This is a genomic window from Paenibacillus sp. FSL R5-0914 (assembly GCF_038004525.1).
Classification (GTDB): Bacteria; Bacillota; Bacilli; order Paenibacillales; family Paenibacillaceae; genus Paenibacillus_AQ.
In genome coordinates, this window is sequence record NZ_JBBORH010000003.1 from 690,058 (window position 1) to 711,495 (window position 21,438).

Here is a 21,438-nt window from a genome sequence, read left to right on the forward strand (position 1 = left end):
GATAACAAAGTATCCCGGATCCTGGAATATTATAAAACGGGATACCTCATTAGCTGTAATAATATCGGACAGCCTCTTTCCTGGAATGTTCCCTTCAAATAATGTTCAGTCCGTTGTTTCTGTATTTTTTTGTTTTTTTGTTTATCAGGAGAAATGCCGGGAGCTGTGATCTCTGGTTCGTCGCCCTGTAAAGCACCCACGATTTCTTCCAGCTTACCTGTTGCTCCCATATCGCCAGCCAGGCTTGAATCGGGTTCGGTTATGGGATCAACACCCGGGCCGCGTCCATCAAGCGGAGCTTTCTTGTCGTCCTTCATTTAATCGTCTCCTTTCTGTGTAGTCTTTGTATTTCTTTCCAATCCAAATCAAGAAAATATGATATAATGACGTCGTTATTGTAAGTTGCATTTTTAATATGAAAATAGGATGGACAATATGAGGGGATATATTCATAACGTCGATAAAAAACGATTGCTTATTATGATTATCGGCAATGTATTTCTGGGCATGGGAATTAGTATTTTCAAGCTGTCCGGCATGGGGAATGATCCCTTCAGCGGTATGGCAATGGCACTTGCAGAGAGCGTCGGTATAACATATGCGAATTTTTTGATCTTACTGAACCTGCTATTGTTTGTAATCGAATTCATAACAGGACGAAAGTTTATTGGAGTCGGGACTTTCGTAAACGCAATTCTTTTAGGATATATTGCTACTTTCTTTCATAATAATTGGCTATCTCTGTTCGGCGAACCTCATTTGTTATGGCAGCGAGTGGTTATCGTAGCAATTGGCGTGGTGGTATGCAGTTTTGGGGTATCCCTGTATCAGACATCGAAGGTGGGAGTAGCTCCCTACGACAGCTTGTCCCTGATTATGAGAGAGAACTTCCCTAAAATATCTTATTTTTGGCACCGGATGTTTACGGATGCTCTTTGTGCTCTGATTTGTTTCCTGGCAGGAGGCATTGTAGGCTTAGGAACTTTGGTGTCAGCACTTGGTCTGGGACCCATCATTCATTTTTTTGATGTGAATTTTACGGAGAAGCTTCTGGCAAAAAGGCGTACCAATTAAAAAAAATGAATTGAAGAAAGGCGGGGCAGATCAATCTGCCCCGCCTTTACTGTAATTTGAAGGTCCATTCCTAATGAGCGGATGAACTTTTTATTTTATTATTTTTATGGATATCTTCCGTACCACTATCCAAGGCAGTCTTATAGTAGAAGCATTTGTGTTCTATGACTTCCATCGTTTTTTTCAATTCTTCCATCTGCGCTTCTACGGAAGCTTTCCGCTCCAGAAACATGTCATATCTTTGCTGTAAGGTGGAATCCCCCTCAGAGCACCACTCAATGAAATGTTTTATTTCTTTAATTGGCATCCCGGATGACTTCAGGCATTCAATTACCTTTAAAGCGTCCATATCGGATTGTTTGAATATACGTTTACCGCCGGAGGTTCTTTCTATAGAAGGGAAAAGACCTTCCTTGTCATAGTAACGTAGGGTATGTGGTGTCATGTTAAAGGACTCTGCAACTTCACTTATGGAGTATGTCTTCATCATCTATCTCCAATCTCAAATATATTTTGTGCTTGACTTAGAGTTAACTTTAAGTAATAACATATGTTTTGTAAAGCTGACGTTTTAGATTTTATTATTAACCAGAAGAGAGGTTTCACTATGATAAAAGTTAATGCACACGCTACATTCAGTCAGGAAGGTCCATTTAAGCTAACCACAATCGAACGCCGAGAACTGCAGCAGCACGATGTTCTTATTGAGATTAAATACGCTGGTATTTGCCACTCGGACATTCATACTGCCCGCGGGGAGTGGGGACCGGTCAACTATCCACTCGTTCCGGGACATGAGATCGCCGGAATTGTCAGCCAGATTGGTTCTGAAGTCACAAAGTACTCAGTGGGCGACCGGGTAGGGGTAGGTTGTATGGTTGACTCCTGTGGAGAGTGCAGTAATTGCCATAAAGGTGAGGAGCAGTATTGCCTGAGTGGAAATACGGGCACCTATGGAGCTATCGACCGGTACGGGCAGTATACGCAAGGCGGCTATTCCACCCATATCGTCGTAACCGAGGGTTTTGTGGTTCGGATCCCTGACAGTATTCCGCTTGACGCCGCTGCACCGCTTCTGTGTGCAGGAATCACCACCTATTCACCACTGCGTCATTGGGGAGCCGCTCCTGGTAAAAAAGTAGCTGTGGTGGGTCTTGGCGGACTTGGACACATGGCTGTGAAGATCGCTCATGCCATGGGGGCTGAGGTTACTGTTTTATCACAGTCCCTGAAGAAGAAGGAAGACGGATTGCAATTAGGGGCGGATCATTATTATGCCACTAGCGATCCGGAGACATTTAAACAGCTTGCCGGTTCGTTCGATCTAATCGTAAATACTGTAAGCGCGCAGATTAATATCGATGCCTATCTTTCGCTCCTGGCGCTGGATGGTACATTAGTCAATGTCGGTGCGCCTGCTGATCCTTTAGCAGTAAACGTATTCTCGCTGATCGGCCACCGCCGCTCGTTTGCCGGATCGATGATTGGTGGAATTCGTGAAACGCAGGAAATGCTTGATTTCTGTGCTGAACATAATATTGCATCTGAAATCGAGGTCATTTCTGCTGACCGGATTGATGAAGCCTGGGAGCGTGTGCTTGCTTCAGATGTCCGTTACCGGTTCGTCATCGACATCAGCACGATGGGGAATGAATAAGAGACTTCCTCTTTGTTGAAATCGGTTCGCGTCCAGAACCTCTGAAAATTCGATAATACCTGAGAAGATATGGAGGATCTGATCTCCATTGGCACAATCGGGACGGACAAAAATTGTAGAGATCCTCAATAAAGTATTTAAAAAGCAACTTGCCAACAGGGGAGTTGCTTTTTTGTTTTCCATATTAGCCACGGAAAAATTATTTTAAGAGAAAGATTTTTATAGCTGAAGATATAGTTTAACGAATTTTTCAGCTCTAAAACAGCTTTGAAAGTTAGGAGCCGCAGCCACTCTTGCTCCGGGATTTCAGCAATAAAATCCTTTATGAGATAGAAACAATCCTTTTAGCGGTAGCCGCTAGTCAACGTGTCTTATAGACTTGTTAATGTGAGGAGTCCCGTATAATTTTAGAACGAGAAACGCACATATTCATACAAAAGGTGGAGAGGAGTATCAGAGAGAGGGAATAGCTATACCCAAAAAGTTTCCCTACAGAAAAATAATTTCCCGTAGGAAAGATAAGAAGGAGAGAAAATCCATATTATGAACACTGTAACACAGATGAACAACAGCAAAGACAAGCAGACGCATTTTATCCTAAATGGAAATATATGGAATGTTATGGCCCAGTTATCATGGCCCGCTATCATCGCAATGGTCCTCTATGGCTTAAATGCGGTTATCGCCGCTGTATTTGTGGGAAGGTTTGTCGGAGAGGAGGCACTGGCTGGAGTTTCGGTAGCCTATCCTTTAACCCAGATCAGCTTGGGACTTGGCTCCTTGATTGGGGTGGGTGCCGGTTCAGCTTTAAGTTTAGCGCTTGGCAGGAAGGACAAAGAAATGCAGCAGCGTTTGATGGGAAATGTTAATTATCTGTCAATCCTTGTAACACTTGTCTATATGGTGTTGGGTCTGCTTTTCTCCACACAGCTGGTACGATTCATGGGTGGAGAAGGGGAAACTCTGGCTCTTGGAGATAGCTATTTTAGAATTACGGTAATCGGTTCATTTTTCTGGATTTATGGATTGGCTGCCAACATGATTGTGCGTGCCGAAGGGAAAATGAAATCGGCGGCCGTGGTAATGGGCATTGGACTGGCAGTTGATGTTTTGTCCAATTATATTCTGGTAGCCTGGCTGAATTTTGGAGTAGAGGGTGCTGCCTGGGCTACAAATATCGGGATGCTGGTCTATACCTTGCTGGGATGGATTTATTTTGGCAAAGGATTTGCCTCATTCCGAACGAATGTCTTCGCAATTTATCGGGATGTGAGCACAATCAAATCCATAGTTGGACTGGGAATGTCCGCTTTCATTATGAACTTTATGAATCTGGTACAGGCAGTTATAGTATTCAATACGCTGTCGAGATACGGGACTACAGTAGATATTGCATTTTATGGTGTGGTATTTCGTGTATTCACCTTCCTGTTGACGCCGATATTCGGATTAATGCGCGCCTTGCAGCCGGTCATTGGCATTAATTTTGGAGCAGAACAGTATGAGCGCGCCATCAAAGCTTATAAAATATTCACACTCGTCTCCATGCTGTTAACTCTGCCTTTCTGGATAATATCCATGATCTCTCCGGCTTCCATTCTGGGACTGATGCTGCCGGATCAAATCTTTGAGACCAGCGAAATGTTATATTTCCGGTTGAACATGGCGGTTCTGCCGTTATTGTCGCTCATTTTTATGGCCATGACCTTTTTCCCTGCGATTAATAAAGGGAAACCCGCGGCCGTTATCGGTATTACCAGACAACTTGTTTTTTATGTGCCGGTGATGCTTATTTTGCCAAGATGGTTAGGAGTGTCTGGAGTTTATTGGGGTTCGCTTGTGATTGATTCTGTGGTTGTTGTGTGGACGGTAATCCTGGTAACTAAGGAATTTACCAGACTTAGAGATAAGTCTAAGCCAGTCAGGACTTACAATATGTAAAGATAAGATGCTGGAGTTCACAGCCGAAGGATGGACGATCTAATAGATATATCCAAAAAGAGCCTTGGCACTATAAAGGCTCTTTTTTTTTGTGCTAAAGGTTGACATTATAAATAAAAAGAAAGTATGATGTTTTACATCGTAATAATTACGGATAAATTTTAGTCATAATCGAGTTGAGTAATAATGGATTCGTTCACTTTAAATAGGCTGAAGGTCATGGGAACTGATTTACTCACTTCCGCTGGAACAATGATAAGTGGAAGGTCTATTGACTAAATAATTTTTTAAAGGAGCTTCAATAATTTAATGAATAAAAGCAGCACTAATCAACGTCTACCCAGAGCAAAAGGAATCGATATGGGCACCTATTATACACCCAAAGAATGTGCCAAAAAGGTTAGACATCTCGTTCTGCCCGATATGAATCGAAAGATTGTCGAAGAATTCATTACAATCCTAGGAATGAGGGGAATATTTGAAGAGCATCGAGTTCCAATTCCAAATAAAGTGGTTATGTATGGTCCACCGGGCACAGGGAAAACACTGACGGCATTTTATATGGCTCAAATGCTTGAGCTTCCACTTATCCTAGTTCGACTTGATGCAATTATTCACAGCCATTTGGGTGAGACTGGAAGTAATATCCGAAAAATATTCGAGTATGCCAAAGCATCTCCTTGTATTCTTTTCCTGGATGAGTTTGATGCCATTGCAAGAACACGGGAGAGTAATGACGAGGTTAAAGAAATGGCTCGTGTGGTGAATACACTGCTGCAATGTCTCGATGATTTTGGTGATAATAGCATTTTTGTAGCAGCGACTAACCTGGAAAATGAACTGGATAGAGCTATTTGGAGAAGGTTTGATACAAAAATGATTTATTCTAACCCTGATGAAACAAGTAGGCGTCAATATGTCGAACTGTTAATCAATGATTTTGAAAGAGAAGTTGGGTTGATGGAAGAGGCCTGCGAGCGTCTTTCCGGTTGTAGTTTTGCTGATATTGAACAAATTGTTCTAAAAGCGAAACGCAAGGCGATCATAGAGCATTGTCTGCTAAAACGAGAGCATATTGCTCTTTCTTATGAAGAATACTATCCTTCCATAAACTAATTGTGGGCGATTATAAATACAGGATATTGTAATTGGAGCAATTCAACGAAAAAAAAGAACCCCAGCGACGGAATTTTTAATCGCTTGGGTTCTTTGCTTCATTTTCATAGGTTATTTTTTTATCTCAAAATTATGAATTCATCAACTGATATTAGGTGTAGAGTCTCTTATGATGAGTTTGGTATAAATATGAGAAACCTGATAGGGTTGCTTCGGATCATGAATTCGGGAAAGTAGCATTTCGGCTGCTTTGACACCCATCTCATTACTATAAATATGAACCGTAGTAAGATGGGGTTCTACAATGCTTGATTCAGGACCGTTATCAAAACCACAAATGACGATGTCGTTAGGAATGGAAAGCACATTTTTGAGTGACTTCATAAAGGTAACCGCAATATAATCGTTAGCACACACGAAAGCAGAAGGGAGCTCATTGATTTGACTTAGTCTAGTATCTGCCCACTCTGGACTTGAGAAAAATAGTTGATCGTCATCGAGAATGCATTGTGTGAGATCAAGCTGAATCCCAGATTCTATTAGTGCGCGATTAAAGCCCACCCATCTTTCATTAAAACTCCTACAGTGATTATAGTCCCCGATGAACCCCAGTGATTTGTAACCGCCCTCAATTAACTTTTTGGTAAGTTGGTATGTGCTGTGTTCGTTCTCCATGAGAAGTACATCTGCTTGGAATTCAGGGTAACAGACATCTGCAGAGCAGTCGATGAAAATAGTTGGAATACCTAGACTTGTAATCAACTTACTATATTCCGAATTGAACAACTCAATACAAATAATTCCGTCTACATTGGAGACATCAAAATTATTTGGAAGAGACAGGGACTCTTGATCAATGTCTCTAATAATGTGCATGGATAAATTATATCCCTCTGCACTGATTCTTTTTTCCATGCCACTGATCAGTTTCGACCCAAAATGGGAAGTGTTAGGTAAGTTTTCTGTCAATAATGCGATGTTTCCAGAGTTTCTTGATTGAACACTCTCGGTGTCCATAAAAGCAAATTGCTTATATTTTAACTCTATTGCTTTCTTAATTACTTTGTTTCTGGTTTCATCAGGTATACCGTTCGTTCCATTCAGGGCTTTAGAAGCTGTATTTCTGGAGATTCCTAAAGCATCCGCGATATCTTGTATGGTTACTTTTTCTCTGGCCACCTATGTAATTCACCTCTATATTCTTGTTCTTAATATTCGCCACAAATAGTGTACTATTTGCCATTATTCCAACTCTCTTTAATGTATATTAGTTTGCTAAAAATAGCAACATGATATTTACAAATGCACAATTTAGTTTACATTTTATTAGGTTGTATATGTGCAGAAAAATAGCTTTGTTTTCATATTTTAGAGAAAATCATGAGATTAAAGTATATATCCTTATTTAATTTGGCTGTATTTGTAATTATGTAAAATAGTATACGTCATTTATGAACAGAATAATTTGTCATATGCACATAAATATTTTTACAAAATGTATTGACGAACGATTAAGTGTTTGGTAAATTGTAAAAGCAGCAGGACATAAGTGAGATTGAAAGCCCTTACTGCATCAAGATGTAAACATTGATAAGAACGGAGGTAAAGGCATTGCATAACCCAATAGAAGCCGAACACGGAATAACGGTGACGCGACATAAGAGTTCCTTAATGGATTATTTAAAGAAGCACTACTTTCTTTATATTTTGCTCGCACCAGCTGTGATTCTGACCCTTATTTTTAAATACGGTCCTATGTATGGTGCGATTATAGCCTTTAAAGATTTCAGCCCAATCAAAGGAATCATGGGGAGTGAATGGGTAGGTTTGTACAACTTCGAGAAATTCCTTTCTTCTCCCAATTTCGAAGTAATCTTTTTGAATACGCTTAAATTAAGTTTCTTCGGATTAATTCTGAGTTTTCCAATTCCGATCCTGCTTGCCTTAATGTTGAATCAAATTCGCCGTGCAGGCGTCAAAAAGAACATTCAATTGTTCTTGTATGCACCTAACTTTATTTCTGTTGTCGTTGTGGTCGGGATGTTGTTTATCTTCTTATCCCCAACGGGACCGATTAACCAGTTTTTTACCTGGCTTACAGGTGAACCAATTATGTTCATGTCTCGTCCCGAGTACTTCCGTTCGATTTACATTTTATCTGATATTTGGACCGGAGCCGGTTGGGCATCCATTATTTATGTAGCAGCGCTTGCTAATGTCGATCCTGAGTTACATAATGCAGCCAATCTCGATGGCGCTAATCTTCTACAAAGAATACGCCATATCGATCTGCCAACCATTCGTCCAATTATGGCTATCGTATTTATCCTTGCAGCTGGTGGGATTATGTCCATTGGCTTCGAAAAAGCCTATCTCATGCAAACGGCGATGAACTTACCAACCTCAGAAATCATTCCGACTTACGTTTATAAAATTGGTTTGCAGTCGGGCGATTATGCCTATTCAGCCGCAGTAGGATTGTTTAACTCTATCATCAACATCGTCTTGCTCCTCACAGTTAACTTCACCGTGAAGAAACTGAATGAGGGTGAAGGTCTTTACTAAGAAAGGAGCAACAAGCTATGCCTATTAAACATTCCGGATTAGATCGCTTTATCGTCGTGCTGAACGCGATCTTCCTGACACTGGCCGTACTTATCATCGTACTTCCTTTGATTTATGTAGTGATTGCTTCTTTTATGGATCCATCTGTGCTGCTCAGTAAAGGATTATCATTCAATCTTTCGGACTGGTCATTAGAAGGGTATAAAAAAATTCTTTCTAATCCGGCCATGATCCGAGGTTTTGGAAACTCTGTTTTATACTCTGTTTCATTTGCTATGCTTACCGTTCTCGTCTCTATCTGTGCAGGGTACGCACTGTCCGATGACAGGCTCAAAGGAAAAGGGTTCTTCATGACATTGTTTATTATCACCATGTTCTTTGGGGGCGGACTCATACCTACATATCTGCTCGTTAAGAACCTTGGTCTGCTTGATACAGTATGGGCGGTGATCATTCCAGGGGCAGTCAATGTTTGGAACATTATTCTCTCTAGAACTTTCTTCAAAGGAGTACCGAATGAAATGAAGGAAGCCGCTAATGTCGACGGAGCCTCGGAGATGCGAATCTTCTTCAGTGTCGTATTACCGCTCTCCAAACCGATTGTTTTCGTGCTCGCTCTTTATGCTTTTGTGGGCCAGTGGAATTCCTACTTTGACGCCATGATCTATTTAGATAATCCGAATCTTCATCCACTGCAACTCGTGTTGCGTTCCATCTTGATCCAGAATCAGGTAGATCCGGGCATGATCAGCGATCAACTCGCCATGGCGGAAATGAAACGATTGTCTGAAATCATCAAGTATGCTGCCATCGTTGTTTCCAGTTTGCCGCTTATTGTTATGTATCCGTTCTTCCAGAAGTACTTTGAAAAAGGTGTTATGGTCGGTTCCCTTAAGTAGGAAACAGGCTGCACATAGATAAAGATTAATTCATTCATATCTAATTTGGAGGTCATACCCTATGAAAAGAATTAAGAAATCAAGAGTTTCGACGAAAGCAGCTTCTGTAACTGTACTTGCTTCACTTATGTTCCTTAGTGCATGCGGTGGAGGAGGAGGGGGAAGTGCAGCTAGTAAAGAACAGGACGCCAGCGGAAAAGTAACATTGAACTTTATTACGCAAAGCTCTCCACTTGCACCAACTGATCCAAATGAAAAACTGATTAATAAACGTCTTGAAGAAAAGACGAATGTTCATATTAATTGGAAGAATTTCACGAAAGACGTATTTGTTGAAAAAAGAAACCTGGCTGTGGCAAGTGGTGATCTTCCTGATGCAATTTTTAATGCGGACTATAGTGACTATGAGCTGCTCAAGCTTGCTAAAGATGGTGCCATCGTTCCGCTGAATGATCTCATCGAGAACAATATGCCAAACTTCAAAAAGGTGCTGGAAGAAGCACCAGAATATAAGAGTATGATTACGGCACCAGATGGCAATATATATGCCTTTCCATGGATTGAAGAGCTGGGTAGCAGTAAAGAAAGAATCCAGGCGGTAGATAGTATGCCTTGGATCAATGTGGAATGGCTTAAGAAGCTGGGCCTTGATATGCCTAAAACAACGGAAGAATTAAAAGAAGTATTAATTGCATTCAAGACAAAAGATCCAAATGGCAACGGTAAGGCTGACGAAATTCCATTGTCCTTTATTAACAAGCCGGGAGCAGAAGATCTGGCATTCCTATTTGCTTCGTTTGGATTGGGTGAGAACCCTGACCATGCGGTTGTGAGCAATGATGGGAAAGTGATATTTACGGCGGCACAAGAAGACTACAAGGAAGCAGTTTCTTTTATTAACGAGCTGTATAAAGAAGGACTCATTGATATTGAAGCCTACACACAAGACTGGAGTACTTACCTTGCAAAAGGAAAGGATCAGAAATACGGACTTTACTTCTCATGGGATAAGGCCAACATCACCGGAGATAATGACAGCTATGAAGTTATGCCTCCACTTGCTGGACCCGATGGTGAAGTTAACGTAACAAGAACGAACGCGCTTGGTTTGGGAAGAGGTAAGATGGTTGTCACAAGCGCCAATAAGAACTTGGAAACGACAGCGAAATGGGTTGATCAACTCTTCGATCCGATTCAATCTGTACAGAACAACTGGGGGACGTATGGAGATGAAAAACAGCAGAATATTTTCGAATTTGATAAAGAAAAAGGAATGCTGAAACATTTGCCGCTGGAGGGTGCAGCTCCTGTAGAACTACGTGAGAAAACAAGTGTCGGTGGACCCCTAGCTATTCTTGATTCTTATTATGGGAAATACACAACCATGCCGGATGATGCCAAAAGCAGAATGGATATTATCAAGAATATCATGGCGCCAAATATGAAAGCAGAAAACGTAATGCCGAGTGTATTCCACTCCATTCAAGAGCTTGATCGCCTTACGACAATTGAAACGGATCTTTTTGCCTACGTGCTTAGAATGCGCACGGAATGGTACCAAAACGGTAAAATCGAAGCGCAGTGGGATGAATATCTGAAAGAATTGGACCGTCTGGGCTTGCAAGAATGGCTTCAAATTAAACAAGGCGGATATGATAGAGCAACCCAATAACAAATGATTAATATTGTGGGGTGAAGGCCGTGTTCCATGCAGTTACACTGCTATACACGACCTTCATCTATATAAAGAGAGATGATCTTAGAACTAAGATCTTATTACGGGAGTAAAGGAGAAAACAATAATGTCTACGATTGCGAAACAAAATTACCGAGGTGTGTATCATTTTTCCCCTAAGGAAAAGTGGATGAACGATCCAAACGGAATGGTTTATTTTGAGGGTGAATATCATTTGTTCTTTCAGCACCATCCGGGTGGAATGACCATGGGAGCTATGCACTGGGGCCATGCGGTCAGCAAGGATCTTGTTACATGGGAGGAACTGCCTATCGCTCTCGCTCCAGATGAATTAGGTATGATTTTTTCCGGCAGTGCTGTAGTTGACTGGAATAATACGACTGGATTTTTTGAAGGTAAACCAGGTTTAGTAGCGATTTTTACGCATCATTTGGATATGCCAGAAGGCAAGCCAGCCATTCAGCGTCAAAGCTTGGCCTACAGTAAAGATAACGGAAGAACCTGGACGAAGTATGAAGGAAACCCGGTACTTGAACATGATACATTCATTGATTTCCGTGACCCCAAAGTATTTTGGAATCAAGATACGAATCAATGGGTGATGATTGTAGCTTGTGGTCAAACGGTGTGTTTATATCATTCTCCTGATCTAATTAACTGGACATATGCCAGCGAATTTGGTAACGGAATCGGTTCTCATGACGGGGTATGGGAATGCCCAGACTTGTTCCCACTTGCTATTGATGGCGATCATTCGAACACGAAATGGGTGATGCTTGTGAGCATCGGTGCGGATCCCGCTTTTGTGGAAGGGTCAAGAACTCAGTATTTCACAGGGGATTTTGATGGAGAAGTGTTCACGCCAGATGAAGATTCGATAAAAGTTCGCTGGATTGATTATGGAAGAGATAATTATGCAGGTGTAAGCTGGTCTGATATACCGGCTGAAGATGGAAGACGACTATTTATCGGCTGGATGAGCAACTGGATGTATGCTAACAAGACGCCGGCAGAAGAATTCCGCGGCGCGATGACGATTGCAAGGGAGCTTCAACTCGAATCAAGACAAGGGGAGATCTTTCTTGTGCAGAAGCCGGTACAAGAGTTGGAATCTGCTCGTGTACAAGTCCTTTCTGTGAAAGCTGCAACGGTGCAAGAAATCAATACTCTTCTTAAGGAGATTCACTTGGAATCTTATGAGATTATAGCTGAGTTCACTCGAGGTAAATCTGTAGGCTTCAAAGTAAGAGTAGGTGCGGATAGTCAAACAATAATCGGTATTAACGGTGAGACAGAGGAGCTTTATGTAGATCGGATGGCTTCAGGTCAGCATGATTTCCACGAACATTTCGTAGGACATCATTCAGCCAAGCTCGAAGCGCTTGATGAGTCAAATGATCTCCGTATTTTTGTGGATCGCTCTTCAGTTGAGGCGTTCAGTAATGGTGGTCAGGCAGTGATTACGGATCTTATATTCCCTGGACTAGAATCTAAAGGTATAGCTGTGTTTGCAGAAAATGAGAATGACTTGCTGATTTCCTTGGATATCTATGAGCTTACTTCCTCTGCTGAGCAAGACAAGAATTAGTCATCGAGAGGAGTCATGTATATGCGTATAGGAGCGATTGAAGCTGGCGGGACGAAGTTTATATGTGGCATTGGGAATGAAAATGGGGAAATTGAAGATCAGATTAGTTTCCCAACAGAACATCCTGAGGTGACGTTGCCTAAAGTTATTCAATATTTTCAAGGCAAGCAAGTAGAAGCTATCGGAATTGGATCGTTTGGTCCGATTGATATTCACACAGATAGCAGGGCGTATGGTTACGTTACAACAACACCAAAGCCAGGGTGGGGAAATTACGATATGCTGGGCACTTTGAAAAGAAATTTTTCGGTTCCTTTTGGATGGGACACGGATGTCAATGCAGCGGCATTTGGTGAAGCCAAATGGGGCGCTGCCCAAGGGTTATCCAGCTGTTTGTACTATACAGTTGGCACGGGTGTTGGTGTGGGAGTGTATTCAGAAGGTAAACTCATACATGGTCTTGTGCATCCTGAAGGGGGTCATGTTCTTACGAGACGCCATCCTGACGATGTATTCCCAGGGGGATGTCCCTATCATGGGGACTGCCTAGAAGGGATGGCGGCAGGTCCTGCTATTGAAGCAAGGTGGGGGAAGAAGGGCCATGAACTTCCTATGGATCACCTTGCATGGGAAATGGAAGCATTTTATATTGCACAGTCGATTACGGGTGCTATATTGCTTAACTCTCCTCAGAAAATCATTCTGGGTGGTGGTGTTATGCAGCAGTCACAATTGTTTCCACTGATCCGTCAGGCTGTGCTTCAGAACCTGAACGGCTATGTCAGCTCAAGTACTATTTTGGAACACATAGATGAGTATATCGTTCCACCAGGACTAGGCCAACAGGCGGGATTATGCGGTGCTCTGGCTCTTGGACTCACAGCACTGGAAAGTCAGATTTCTGCTCAATTGTAAAAGAATATATAGAGGAGGTCAGTGCAGTAATGAATTGGCCTCCTTCTTGTTTTTCAATATTAATGATAGAAAAAGAGGGCAAAGAAAATGAGAAATAAAGGAAAAGTCGCAATATGCTTTCTTATGGCAACAGGACTTGTAATGACTTCAGCAGGCATTTATGTAGCAAATCCCGGGACTGGATGGGCTGCGCTCGCTGAACAGGAGGTAAGCAAACGAGCTAAGGAGGGACTTTCTATTTTTGAAAGCGTAACCAATACAAATGCGAATTTGACAGGTTGGCAAATAAAAGGAAAAGGTAACTTGGTGGATACTCCTGAAGGAATCTTACTGTCTTCCGATCCAAAAGAAAATGTAATGGCAATCTCCGAAACGGTGTCAGAGGATTTTATCTATGAAGCTGACGTCATGATCAAGGATATGCAAGCTGACGCGACCTTATTGTTCCGTTCTAATGAAGATGGCTGGGGTTCCTACATGCTCCAAATCGTACCGAATGCAGGTATGATTCGTTTACAAGACGCAAGTGGTGGTGAAGGGAAATTAAAAGAGGAGCGAATAGTTACAGTCAAGGTAGGCGAAATCTATCATCTCAAGGTGAAAGCAGAGGGGTCATCGCTGAAAGTATATTGGGACAATGCATATAAACCTGTAATTGAGGTTCAGGATAACGCGTATCGTACAGGTAAGCTAGGACTCAATGTATGGGATGGTTCTGTTTTGTTCCAAAACATAATCGTAAGTGATCTGAAAGGAAATCTAGGTGCTGTGGTTACAAATCAAGGACAATGGCAGCCTAATATCAGCGGCAAAAAAGGAATGGTAGTAAACCAGAGTAAGTCACAGCAAATTTATAACAAAAAAGCTGCTGATTTTGTATATGAAGGAAATATATCTCTTCGTCCTGATTCTGTTGCAGCGCTCGCCTTTCGTTCATCGGCTGATGGAACAAAGGGATATGAAGCTGCCCTTACGAAGGAAGGAAATCAGGTCCGTGTAAGCTTGACGAAAGCTAACGGAACAGACATTGCAAGTTCACAGCATACCTATCCAAGTCAGACCGGAGCAAAACATCACGTAGAGATAAAGGCAAGTGGAAACAGAATTCAGGTCTTCCTAGACGGATACACCCCGGCTGCAATCGATCTAACAGATAAAACCTACACCGATGGATATGCAGGAATCGTCGTTAAACAAGGAACGGCTTACTTCCAGGATACTTATGTGACGGATGCTAGCAGTTATTATAATGAAAAATATCGTCCTCAATATCACTATACGCCAATTCGTGGTTCTGCAAGTGATCCGAATGGACTGGTCTATTTCGAAGGAGAATATCATCTATTCCATCAGGACGGAGGCACATGGGCACATTCTGTCAGTAAAGATATGCTGAACTGGAAGTGGCTTCCGATTGCGCTACCGTGGAATGATCATGGACATGTCTGGTCTGGACCGGCTGTGGCAGATTTGACGAATGCATCAGGCTTGTTCGGGGATTCAGGAGGTAAGGGGCTAATTGCCTACTACACTTCCTATAATCCCGATGGCCCGAATGGGAATCAGCGTATCGGTCTTGCATACAGCAAGGACCAAGGTCGTACTTGGGAATATTCCAAGGAACGTCCAATTGTTATTGGAAATCCCGGCGATAATGGAGATGAGCCTGGAGGTTGGGATTTCCGTGATCCGAAAGTGATTCGTGATAACGACAATAACAGGTGGGTAATGGTTGTATCCGGTGGAGATCATATTCGTTTCTTTACTTCAACGAATCTACTTGATTGGACCCTGACAGATAGTTGGGGATACGGGGATTATGTTCGCGGCGGTGTATGGGAATGTCCAGATTTGCTTCAACTTTCGGTAGACGGAACATCACAGAAGAAATGGGTTCTGATGATTAGTACAGGAGCGAATCCAAAAACAGGCGGATCAGATGCTGAATATTTTGTGGGTCATTTAACAGCGGAAGGTAAATTCGTTAATGATAATCCGGCAGGCATAGTATTGCGAACTGATTTTGGAAAAGAATTCTATGCATCAATGTCTTTTTCGAACATGCCAGATCATCGCAGTGTAATGATGGCTTGGATGACAAACTGGGACTATCCGTTTGCTTTTCCAACGAACCATTGGAAGGGCGTACTGTCAATCCCAAGGGAAGTCTCATTAGTAACGACTAAAAATGGGATTCAGCTCGTTCAAAGCCCAATCAAAGAGTTGGAATCGCTGCGTAGTCAGCTGTATTCTACAGCTAATAAAGTGGTGAGTCCTTCTTCTCAGAACCTACTGAAAGGCGTTACTTCTGGTGCATACGAGATTGAAGCTGAAGTAGAAATTCCTGCAGACAGTCAGGTAAGTGAATTTGGTTTTAACGTTCGTGTAGGTGGAAGTCAGAAAACGGTAGTTGGATATAAACCTAGTGAGAGTCAGATTTTCGTGGATCGGTCTGCATCTGGTTTGACGGATTTTTCGAGTTTATTTAGTACAAGACATGAAGCGTCAATGCAAACGGAGAATAAGCGTATTAAGATGCGTATCCTTGTAGACGAGTCTTCTGTTGAGGTTTTTGGCAACAACGGTAAAGTCGTTTTCTCTGATGTCATTTTTCCGGATCCAGCCAGCAGAGCTTTGAGCTTTTACACCAATGGAGGCAACGTAAAGGTCGTATCTCTGAAGGTGAATCGGTTAGGCTCTGTATGGAATCAGGAGTCCAATTCCGCTACCAAGATAATGATGGATACAAATGATCGTGAACTGAGCAAGGGGCAAAGCGACAAACTCTTGGCAATGGTAGAGAATGGAACAGGCAATGGTGCACAGCCGCTGAAATGGAATTCCAGTAACAAAGATGTAGTTGAACTAAACATGGCAGATAACTCACAGGCAACCATTGTAGGAAAAAAAGAAGGCGAGTCTATCATTACTGTCTCTACTCCAAATGGGAAGACATCAACAAGCGTATTAGTTAAGGTAACTGATGGTGAATTTCATACGAACTTAGGTGGATGGACTAAAGATCTTTCTGCAGCCTCTTGGGTCATTAGTGAAAATGGAATTCGTGGAAATTACTTGAGTGACGCGAATTATATCGCAGCGAAGCAGGCTGGAGACTTTACTTATGAAGCAGATATGATGTTAGGGAAATCCGGGGGAGCAGGCTCTATGTTGTTCCGCGCCAGCGAAGATGGACGCAGCGGATACTACTTAAATCTGGATCCGAATATGAAGTCCGTACGTCTCTTTTATAAAATCGAAGGCCGTTTTGAAGAGCGTCAAATACTGGCGAAAGTTCCGACGTTCATTCAGCCAGGTCAAACCTATAAAGTAAAAATCGAAGCGAAGGGCCCGCATATTGTAGTTTATGTGGACGGGCAGAAAGTGATCGACCTGCAGGATGGCACTTTTGCAGAAGGTCGCTTTGGATTACATGTATTTGGCGGATATGCTTCATATCAAAACGTTAACGTGAGCGGAGAAACACCTGCCAATTTGACCACATCCAGTCTAGTAAATGCAAAACTACACAAATCTCTCTATACAGCAAATCTTGCAAATGGTGAAGCTGTTACCCTGAAGGATGCGAATGATTCTACGGATCAGAAGTGGGTGATCGTGCCGACGGGGGATGATGCAGGTTCCTATTCCATTCGTACAACAGCCGGTCAGGCGCTTGATCTAGACACAAGGCAAAATAAAATTCAGTTATACCATTATCTCGGATATAACAATCAGCGTTGGATTTTTCACAAAAATGATGATGGTACCGTAAGTATTATTTCTGCTCATCATAAGAAAGCGCTGGAAGTATCAGCGGATGGAACAACATTGTCTCTAAGCGAATTTGATCCTACTCTTGATCGGCAAAAATGGGTAATTACGAATTAACATGAGAATGATGGAACTAATGGGAGAGCGGCTAAAATTGGCGGCTCTTCTTAAGAAGTCGATCTTAAGATTGAAACTACGAGTTTCACTTATCGCATATAGCAGCTTATGTGTAAAAATGCTAAATAAGCAGAGCAGTGCTTCTCCCGTTGGGGTAGGAGTGCGGCTCTGCTTATTAACGTTGCTGCAAGTGAATATTTTGATCCGCTGATTCTGCCGCTATGAAAGAGATGAATCTTTAAAGTTGAAATATTTAAAAATCAGGTTGAAAAATGCTATTTTCCCTAATGGAAAATCATGACACAATATCAATAAAGCGCTTACTTCATAAAAACATCCCAAGTTCATGAATACTCTATACCACTTTTTTTAAAAAAATCACGATATTAAATGTCGTATCAACTGGTCAAAATTTCGGATTCGAAGCAAAGGTTGAAATTATTAAAAAAGTTGGTACTAAACGTTTAACTCAATTACTTAGGGGGTCAAACGGTTAGACATATCTAAGTAATTATGAAGGGGGAGAGGGAATTGAGAGTAGGTAAAGTATTCGGGCTAGGTATTCTTTCAACTACACTAGCATTAAGTGTCATTGGGTGTGCGAAAGACGAGAAAAACACAGCAACCAAGGCAACTGATGCACCTAAAGCATCCGAGAATGCAACTTCCAAGCCTGAGGAGAAGGTCAAGATTATCTATTCGATGTGGGGAAGTGCGGAAGAGGGAAATGTAACCCAGGGAGTGGCGGATAAGTTTAATGCTTCTCAAGACAGAGTTGAAGTAGAAGTACAAGCGATCCCTTGGGAAAACTACATGACCAAGCTGAATACAATGGCAACGGCAGAGCAATTGCCTGATACAGGGATGCTCAGGGAAGATGGTGTCGTTCAGTGGTCTACCCAAGGCATGCTGAATGATGTGAATACAATGTATGAAGGAAGCGACAGCAAACCACTGGATAGCTTAGCTTACAAATATCAAGGGAAAACCGTAGCCTATGCGGCTGCCAATGAAATCTTACTCCTCTATTACAACAAAGACATGTTCGACAAAGCCAATGTACCCTATCCTCCAGCTGCTTTGGATAAAGCGTGGACATGGGACGAATTTGTAACAACAGCGAAGAAGCTGACCATTGATAAAAATGGTAAACATCCTGATGAGAGTGGCTTTAATGAGCAGAGTATTGTTCAGTTTGGCGCATCCGTTGAGAACTTACCATGGCAGCTCGAGACCTGGGCGCTTGGTAATGGTGGAGGGTTCTATTCGGGTGATGGGACTGAGGTGAGAATTGGAGAAGACGCCAGTATCGAGGGAATTCAGAAGGTTGCAGATCTTTACTTGAAGGATCATGTTGCTCCGTTGTCTGTCGGACAGACTGATGATGGTATTCAACGAACCATTATCGCGGGAACTGTCGCCATGGCTACTAACGGTGCGTGGAACGTGGGAACTAGTCTGAATAAGGCCAAGGAAGAAGGCCTGAACTATGGCGTTGCTGTATTGCCTTACATGAAGGATAAGGTTACCCTCAACACGGGTGGAGCCAATGTGGTGTTCTCCCAGACTAAGCATCCAAAAGAAGCGATGGAATGGCTGAAGTGGTACAACTCTGAAGAAAATAACTGGGGACTCATTAGTTCAGGAATCTGGATGCCGACGCTGGAAAAATGGTATACGGATGAAACCCTTACCCGTAAATGGGTGGAGAACCCTAACTTCCCTGCTTATGAAGAATACAAATCTGCAGTAGTTGATTATGCCCAATCTTCTGCTGTAAAACCAGCATCGTGGTTCTATACGAATCATACGACGGAGTTTAACACCTTGCTTGGATCGATTCTAGGGGATGTGTGGACTGGAAAGACGACCGCTAAGGATGCTATCACGAAAAACCTCGATGCTTTGAAAGCTACGAATAAAGGTAGTAACTAAGGTCTGGAAGGATGGCCGCTGCTATGCTCACACACGCGGCGGCCATATTTTGATCATCAGGTGGGGAGAGAAAAATGGAAACTATTAATAAATCTCCGAAGCGCCGTTCACGCATTAATTCAAGTGAGGCACGCGTTGCGTATATCCTGTTGATTCCTGCCTTCCTCGGGCTGATCTTTCTGACGTATCTGCCTCTTGTTGGGGTGCTAGGGATCAGCTTGACGAATTGGACAGGATTGGCGAAACCCAAATTCGTGGGCATCGAGAATTACATAAATCTATTTACCACCGATCCTTATATTAAAGATTCTATTATAGCGACGATCTACTTTGCCATTTTATCAGTAGTTGGAAGTATGATTTATTCACTTTTTATCGCAATGCTTCTGAATCGTAAAATTCCGGCACGAGGTTTTTTTAGAGCGATTTTCTATGTTCCATACGTTTTGCCGGCAGCTGCAATATACGTAGGATGGTCCTGGCTATACGAGGCTAATTTTGGCTTTTTCAACTTTCTGCTCTCCGAAGTTGGTTTAAACAAAGTTTCTTTTATCGCTGATTCCAGCTATGTAGTTCCTTCTCTATCCTTGATATCGATCTGGTTATCAGGAAACTTAATTGTTATTTTCTTAGCTGGACTTCAAAATGTTCCGGGCGTCTATCATGAAGCGGCTGAAATGGATGGTGCCAACGGATGGAAACGATTCTTGCACATCACATTGCCATGCATGTCACCCATTATTTTTTACAATTTGTTAATGAGTTTAATTGCTAATCTCCAGATCGTTACGCCGGCTCTTGCATTAACTAATGGCGGACCGGGTAATTCTTCACGTTTTTTGACTTATCTAATGTATGATCAAGCATTTGTAAATTACAAGTTAGGGTATGCTTGTGCGACAACGTTAGTTATTTTTGTTATTCTTGCAGGCTTTACTGGTGTATTATTCAAAACCTCCAACCTATGGATCTTTAATGAAGGAGGCGATGACAAATGAGTGTAGCCACATACGGAAGATTAAAGAGCAAAAAACGTAATACTCAATGGATGAACCTGATCTCGTTTGTCGCTGTCATTTTCTTTACTATACTCGTGCTCTTTCCGATCTGGTGGATATTTCGCACATCGCTCATGTCGAATGCCGAGATATACAAATATCCACCTTCACTGCTGCCAGGAAATTGGTTGTTTTCAAACTATGGAGAAACGCTAGAGATATTTAAGTTTTGGAAATATTTATGGAACACCATGATTATTATTGTACCCGCCTGTTTGGCAGGAACCTTTACAGCCACTTTATGCGGTTATGCCTTTGCAAGGCTGCGCTTTTGGGGCAAAAAATTGATTTGGGCACTTTGTGTCGGTTCGATGCTTTTACCTGCAATGGTTACACTCATTCCGCTATATATTGGGTGGACGAGGGGCTTAGGAATCCATGATAGCTATCTACCATTGATTTTGCCTTATTTCTGTGGCGGTGGCGCTTTTAATATCTTTTTGATTAGGCAGTTTATCATGTCTATTCCGAGAGAGCTTGATCAAGCAGCAACGATCGATGGTGCTGGATATTTCCGTATTTTGTTCAGTATTATTATACCGGCAATTAAATCTGCAATGATCGTCGTCGCATTATTTATCTTTATCGGTTTATGGAACGATCTACTTCAACAGATGATTTATATAAACTCAAGCGATAAGTATACGATAGCCTTGGGACTGACCGCTTTTAGAGGCCAACTCAAGCAGGACTGGTCACTGACGATGGCGGCTACGTGCATGTCCTTTGTGCCGGGTGTCATTTTTTATCTGATTGGTCAGAAATATTTCGTAGAAGGAATCACTTTGACTGGATTGAAGAATTAACTCTAATGGCTAAAGATAGCTAGTTGAAGACATGGAGGATTTAATTTCCATCGGGCGCTATCGTTAATTTAGATGATAATTAGAGATTCACGATAGAGTCGTTTTACAAGCAACTTGCCAACAAGGAGGTTGCTTTTTTGTTAATATGGACCCCGAGATATAATAGTTAACACTGTCGTATTTAAGGTATGAAGATGAAAACTAGACGACATTAAGGTACAATCATACTTAAAAGGAATACCTGATGAATTGATCCATACGTTCATCGAGCAGGGGGGCTTATGAGAACAGCAAACG

The 21,438-nt window shown here is 42.1% G+C and carries 16 protein-coding genes; 13 read left to right on the top strand and 3 right to left on the bottom strand.

Annotation, left to right across the window (positions count from 1 at the left end; all coding sequences use genetic code 11):
- Positions 1 to 29: 29 nt before the first annotated feature.
- Entirely contained in the window at positions 30 to 317 is a 288-nt protein-coding gene (locus tag MKX60_RS26450; protein WP_341061436.1) for a hypothetical protein, read from the bottom strand.
- 118 nt (positions 318 to 435) lie between these two features.
- On the opposite strand from MKX60_RS26450, the gene MKX60_RS26455 reads away from it, so the two are divergent.
- Positions 436 to 1,074 carry a YczE/YyaS/YitT family protein gene (locus MKX60_RS26455; RefSeq protein WP_076284368.1) on the top strand — a complete coding sequence of 213 codons (639 nt, stop codon included), beginning with the start codon at positions 436 to 438 and terminating at the stop codon, positions 1,072 to 1,074.
- A 70-nt stretch (positions 1,075 to 1,144) separates the two neighbouring features.
- Here the strand turns inward: MKX60_RS26455 and MKX60_RS26460 are convergent, their stop codons facing one another.
- Entirely contained in the window at positions 1,145 to 1,561 is a 417-nt protein-coding gene (locus MKX60_RS26460) for a MerR family transcriptional regulator (RefSeq protein ID WP_042185857.1), read from the bottom strand.
- A gap of 120 nt (positions 1,562 to 1,681) precedes the next feature.
- On the opposite strand from MKX60_RS26460, the gene MKX60_RS26465 reads away from it, so the two are divergent.
- The 3 genes from MKX60_RS26465 (at position 1,682) to MKX60_RS26475 (ending at position 5,788) form a co-directional block, all read left to right on the top strand.
- A complete protein-coding gene (locus MKX60_RS26465) occupies positions 1,682 to 2,731 on the top strand; it encodes an NAD(P)-dependent alcohol dehydrogenase (protein WP_341061438.1) in 1,050 nt (349 codons plus the stop codon).
- Between the two features lie 543 nt (positions 2,732 to 3,274).
- Entirely contained in the window at positions 3,275 to 4,672 is a 1,398-nt protein-coding gene (locus tag MKX60_RS26470) for an MATE family efflux transporter (protein WP_341061440.1), read from the top strand.
- A gap of 309 nt (positions 4,673 to 4,981) precedes the next feature.
- A complete protein-coding gene (locus MKX60_RS26475; protein WP_341061441.1) occupies positions 4,982 to 5,788 on the top strand; it encodes an AAA family ATPase in 807 nt (268 codons plus the stop codon).
- 141 nt (positions 5,789 to 5,929) lie between these two features.
- On the opposite strand, the gene MKX60_RS26480 is transcribed toward MKX60_RS26475, so the two are convergent.
- Positions 5,930 to 6,967, bottom strand: a complete 1,038-nt coding sequence (locus MKX60_RS26480; protein WP_341061442.1) for a LacI family DNA-binding transcriptional regulator — start codon at positions 6,965 to 6,967, stop codon at positions 5,930 to 5,932.
- A gap of 492 nt (positions 6,968 to 7,459) precedes the next feature.
- On the opposite strand from MKX60_RS26480, the gene MKX60_RS26485 reads away from it, so the two are divergent.
- The 9 genes from MKX60_RS26485 to MKX60_RS26525 all read left to right on the top strand — a co-directional run bounded on the left by MKX60_RS26485 (position 7,460) and on the right by MKX60_RS26525 (position 21,141).
- Positions 7,460 to 8,353: an ABC transporter permease gene (locus MKX60_RS26485; protein WP_081382700.1), complete on the top strand. Its 894-nt coding sequence runs from the start codon at positions 7,460 to 7,462 to the stop codon at positions 8,351 to 8,353.
- Between the two features lie 17 nt (positions 8,354 to 8,370).
- Entirely contained in the window at positions 8,371 to 9,252 is an 882-nt protein-coding gene (locus tag MKX60_RS26490; RefSeq protein WP_341061444.1) for a carbohydrate ABC transporter permease, read from the top strand.
- Positions 9,253 to 9,313: 61 nt separating this feature from the next.
- Positions 9,314 to 10,924: an ABC transporter substrate-binding protein gene (locus tag MKX60_RS26495; protein WP_341061445.1), complete on the top strand. Its 1,611-nt coding sequence runs from the start codon at positions 9,314 to 9,316 to the stop codon at positions 10,922 to 10,924.
- A gap of 130 nt (positions 10,925 to 11,054) precedes the next feature.
- Positions 11,055 to 12,536, top strand: a complete 1,482-nt coding sequence (locus tag MKX60_RS26500) for a glycoside hydrolase family 32 protein (protein ID WP_076298180.1) — start codon at positions 11,055 to 11,057, stop codon at positions 12,534 to 12,536.
- A 21-nt stretch (positions 12,537 to 12,557) separates the two neighbouring features.
- Positions 12,558 to 13,451 (top strand): ROK family protein, encoded by an 894-nt coding sequence (locus MKX60_RS26505; RefSeq protein WP_339245972.1) that lies wholly within the window; start codon positions 12,558 to 12,560, stop codon positions 13,449 to 13,451.
- 87 nt (positions 13,452 to 13,538) lie between these two features.
- Positions 13,539 to 17,342, top strand: a complete 3,804-nt coding sequence (locus MKX60_RS26510; protein ID WP_341061447.1) for a GH32 C-terminal domain-containing protein — start codon at positions 13,539 to 13,541, stop codon at positions 17,340 to 17,342.
- 531 nt (positions 17,343 to 17,873) lie between these two features.
- Positions 17,874 to 19,277, top strand: coding sequence for an ABC transporter substrate-binding protein (locus MKX60_RS26515; RefSeq protein WP_341061449.1), 1,404 nt, complete (start codon positions 17,874 to 17,876; stop codon positions 19,275 to 19,277).
- 74 nt (positions 19,278 to 19,351) lie between these two features.
- Entirely contained in the window at positions 19,352 to 20,275 is a 924-nt protein-coding gene (locus MKX60_RS26520) for a carbohydrate ABC transporter permease (protein WP_076284357.1), read from the top strand.
- A complete protein-coding gene (locus tag MKX60_RS26525; protein WP_341061450.1) occupies positions 20,272 to 21,141 on the top strand; it encodes a carbohydrate ABC transporter permease in 870 nt (289 codons plus the stop codon). Before MKX60_RS26520 ends, MKX60_RS26525 begins: the two co-directional genes overlap by 4 nt.
- Positions 21,142 to 21,438: the final 297 nt, after the last annotated feature.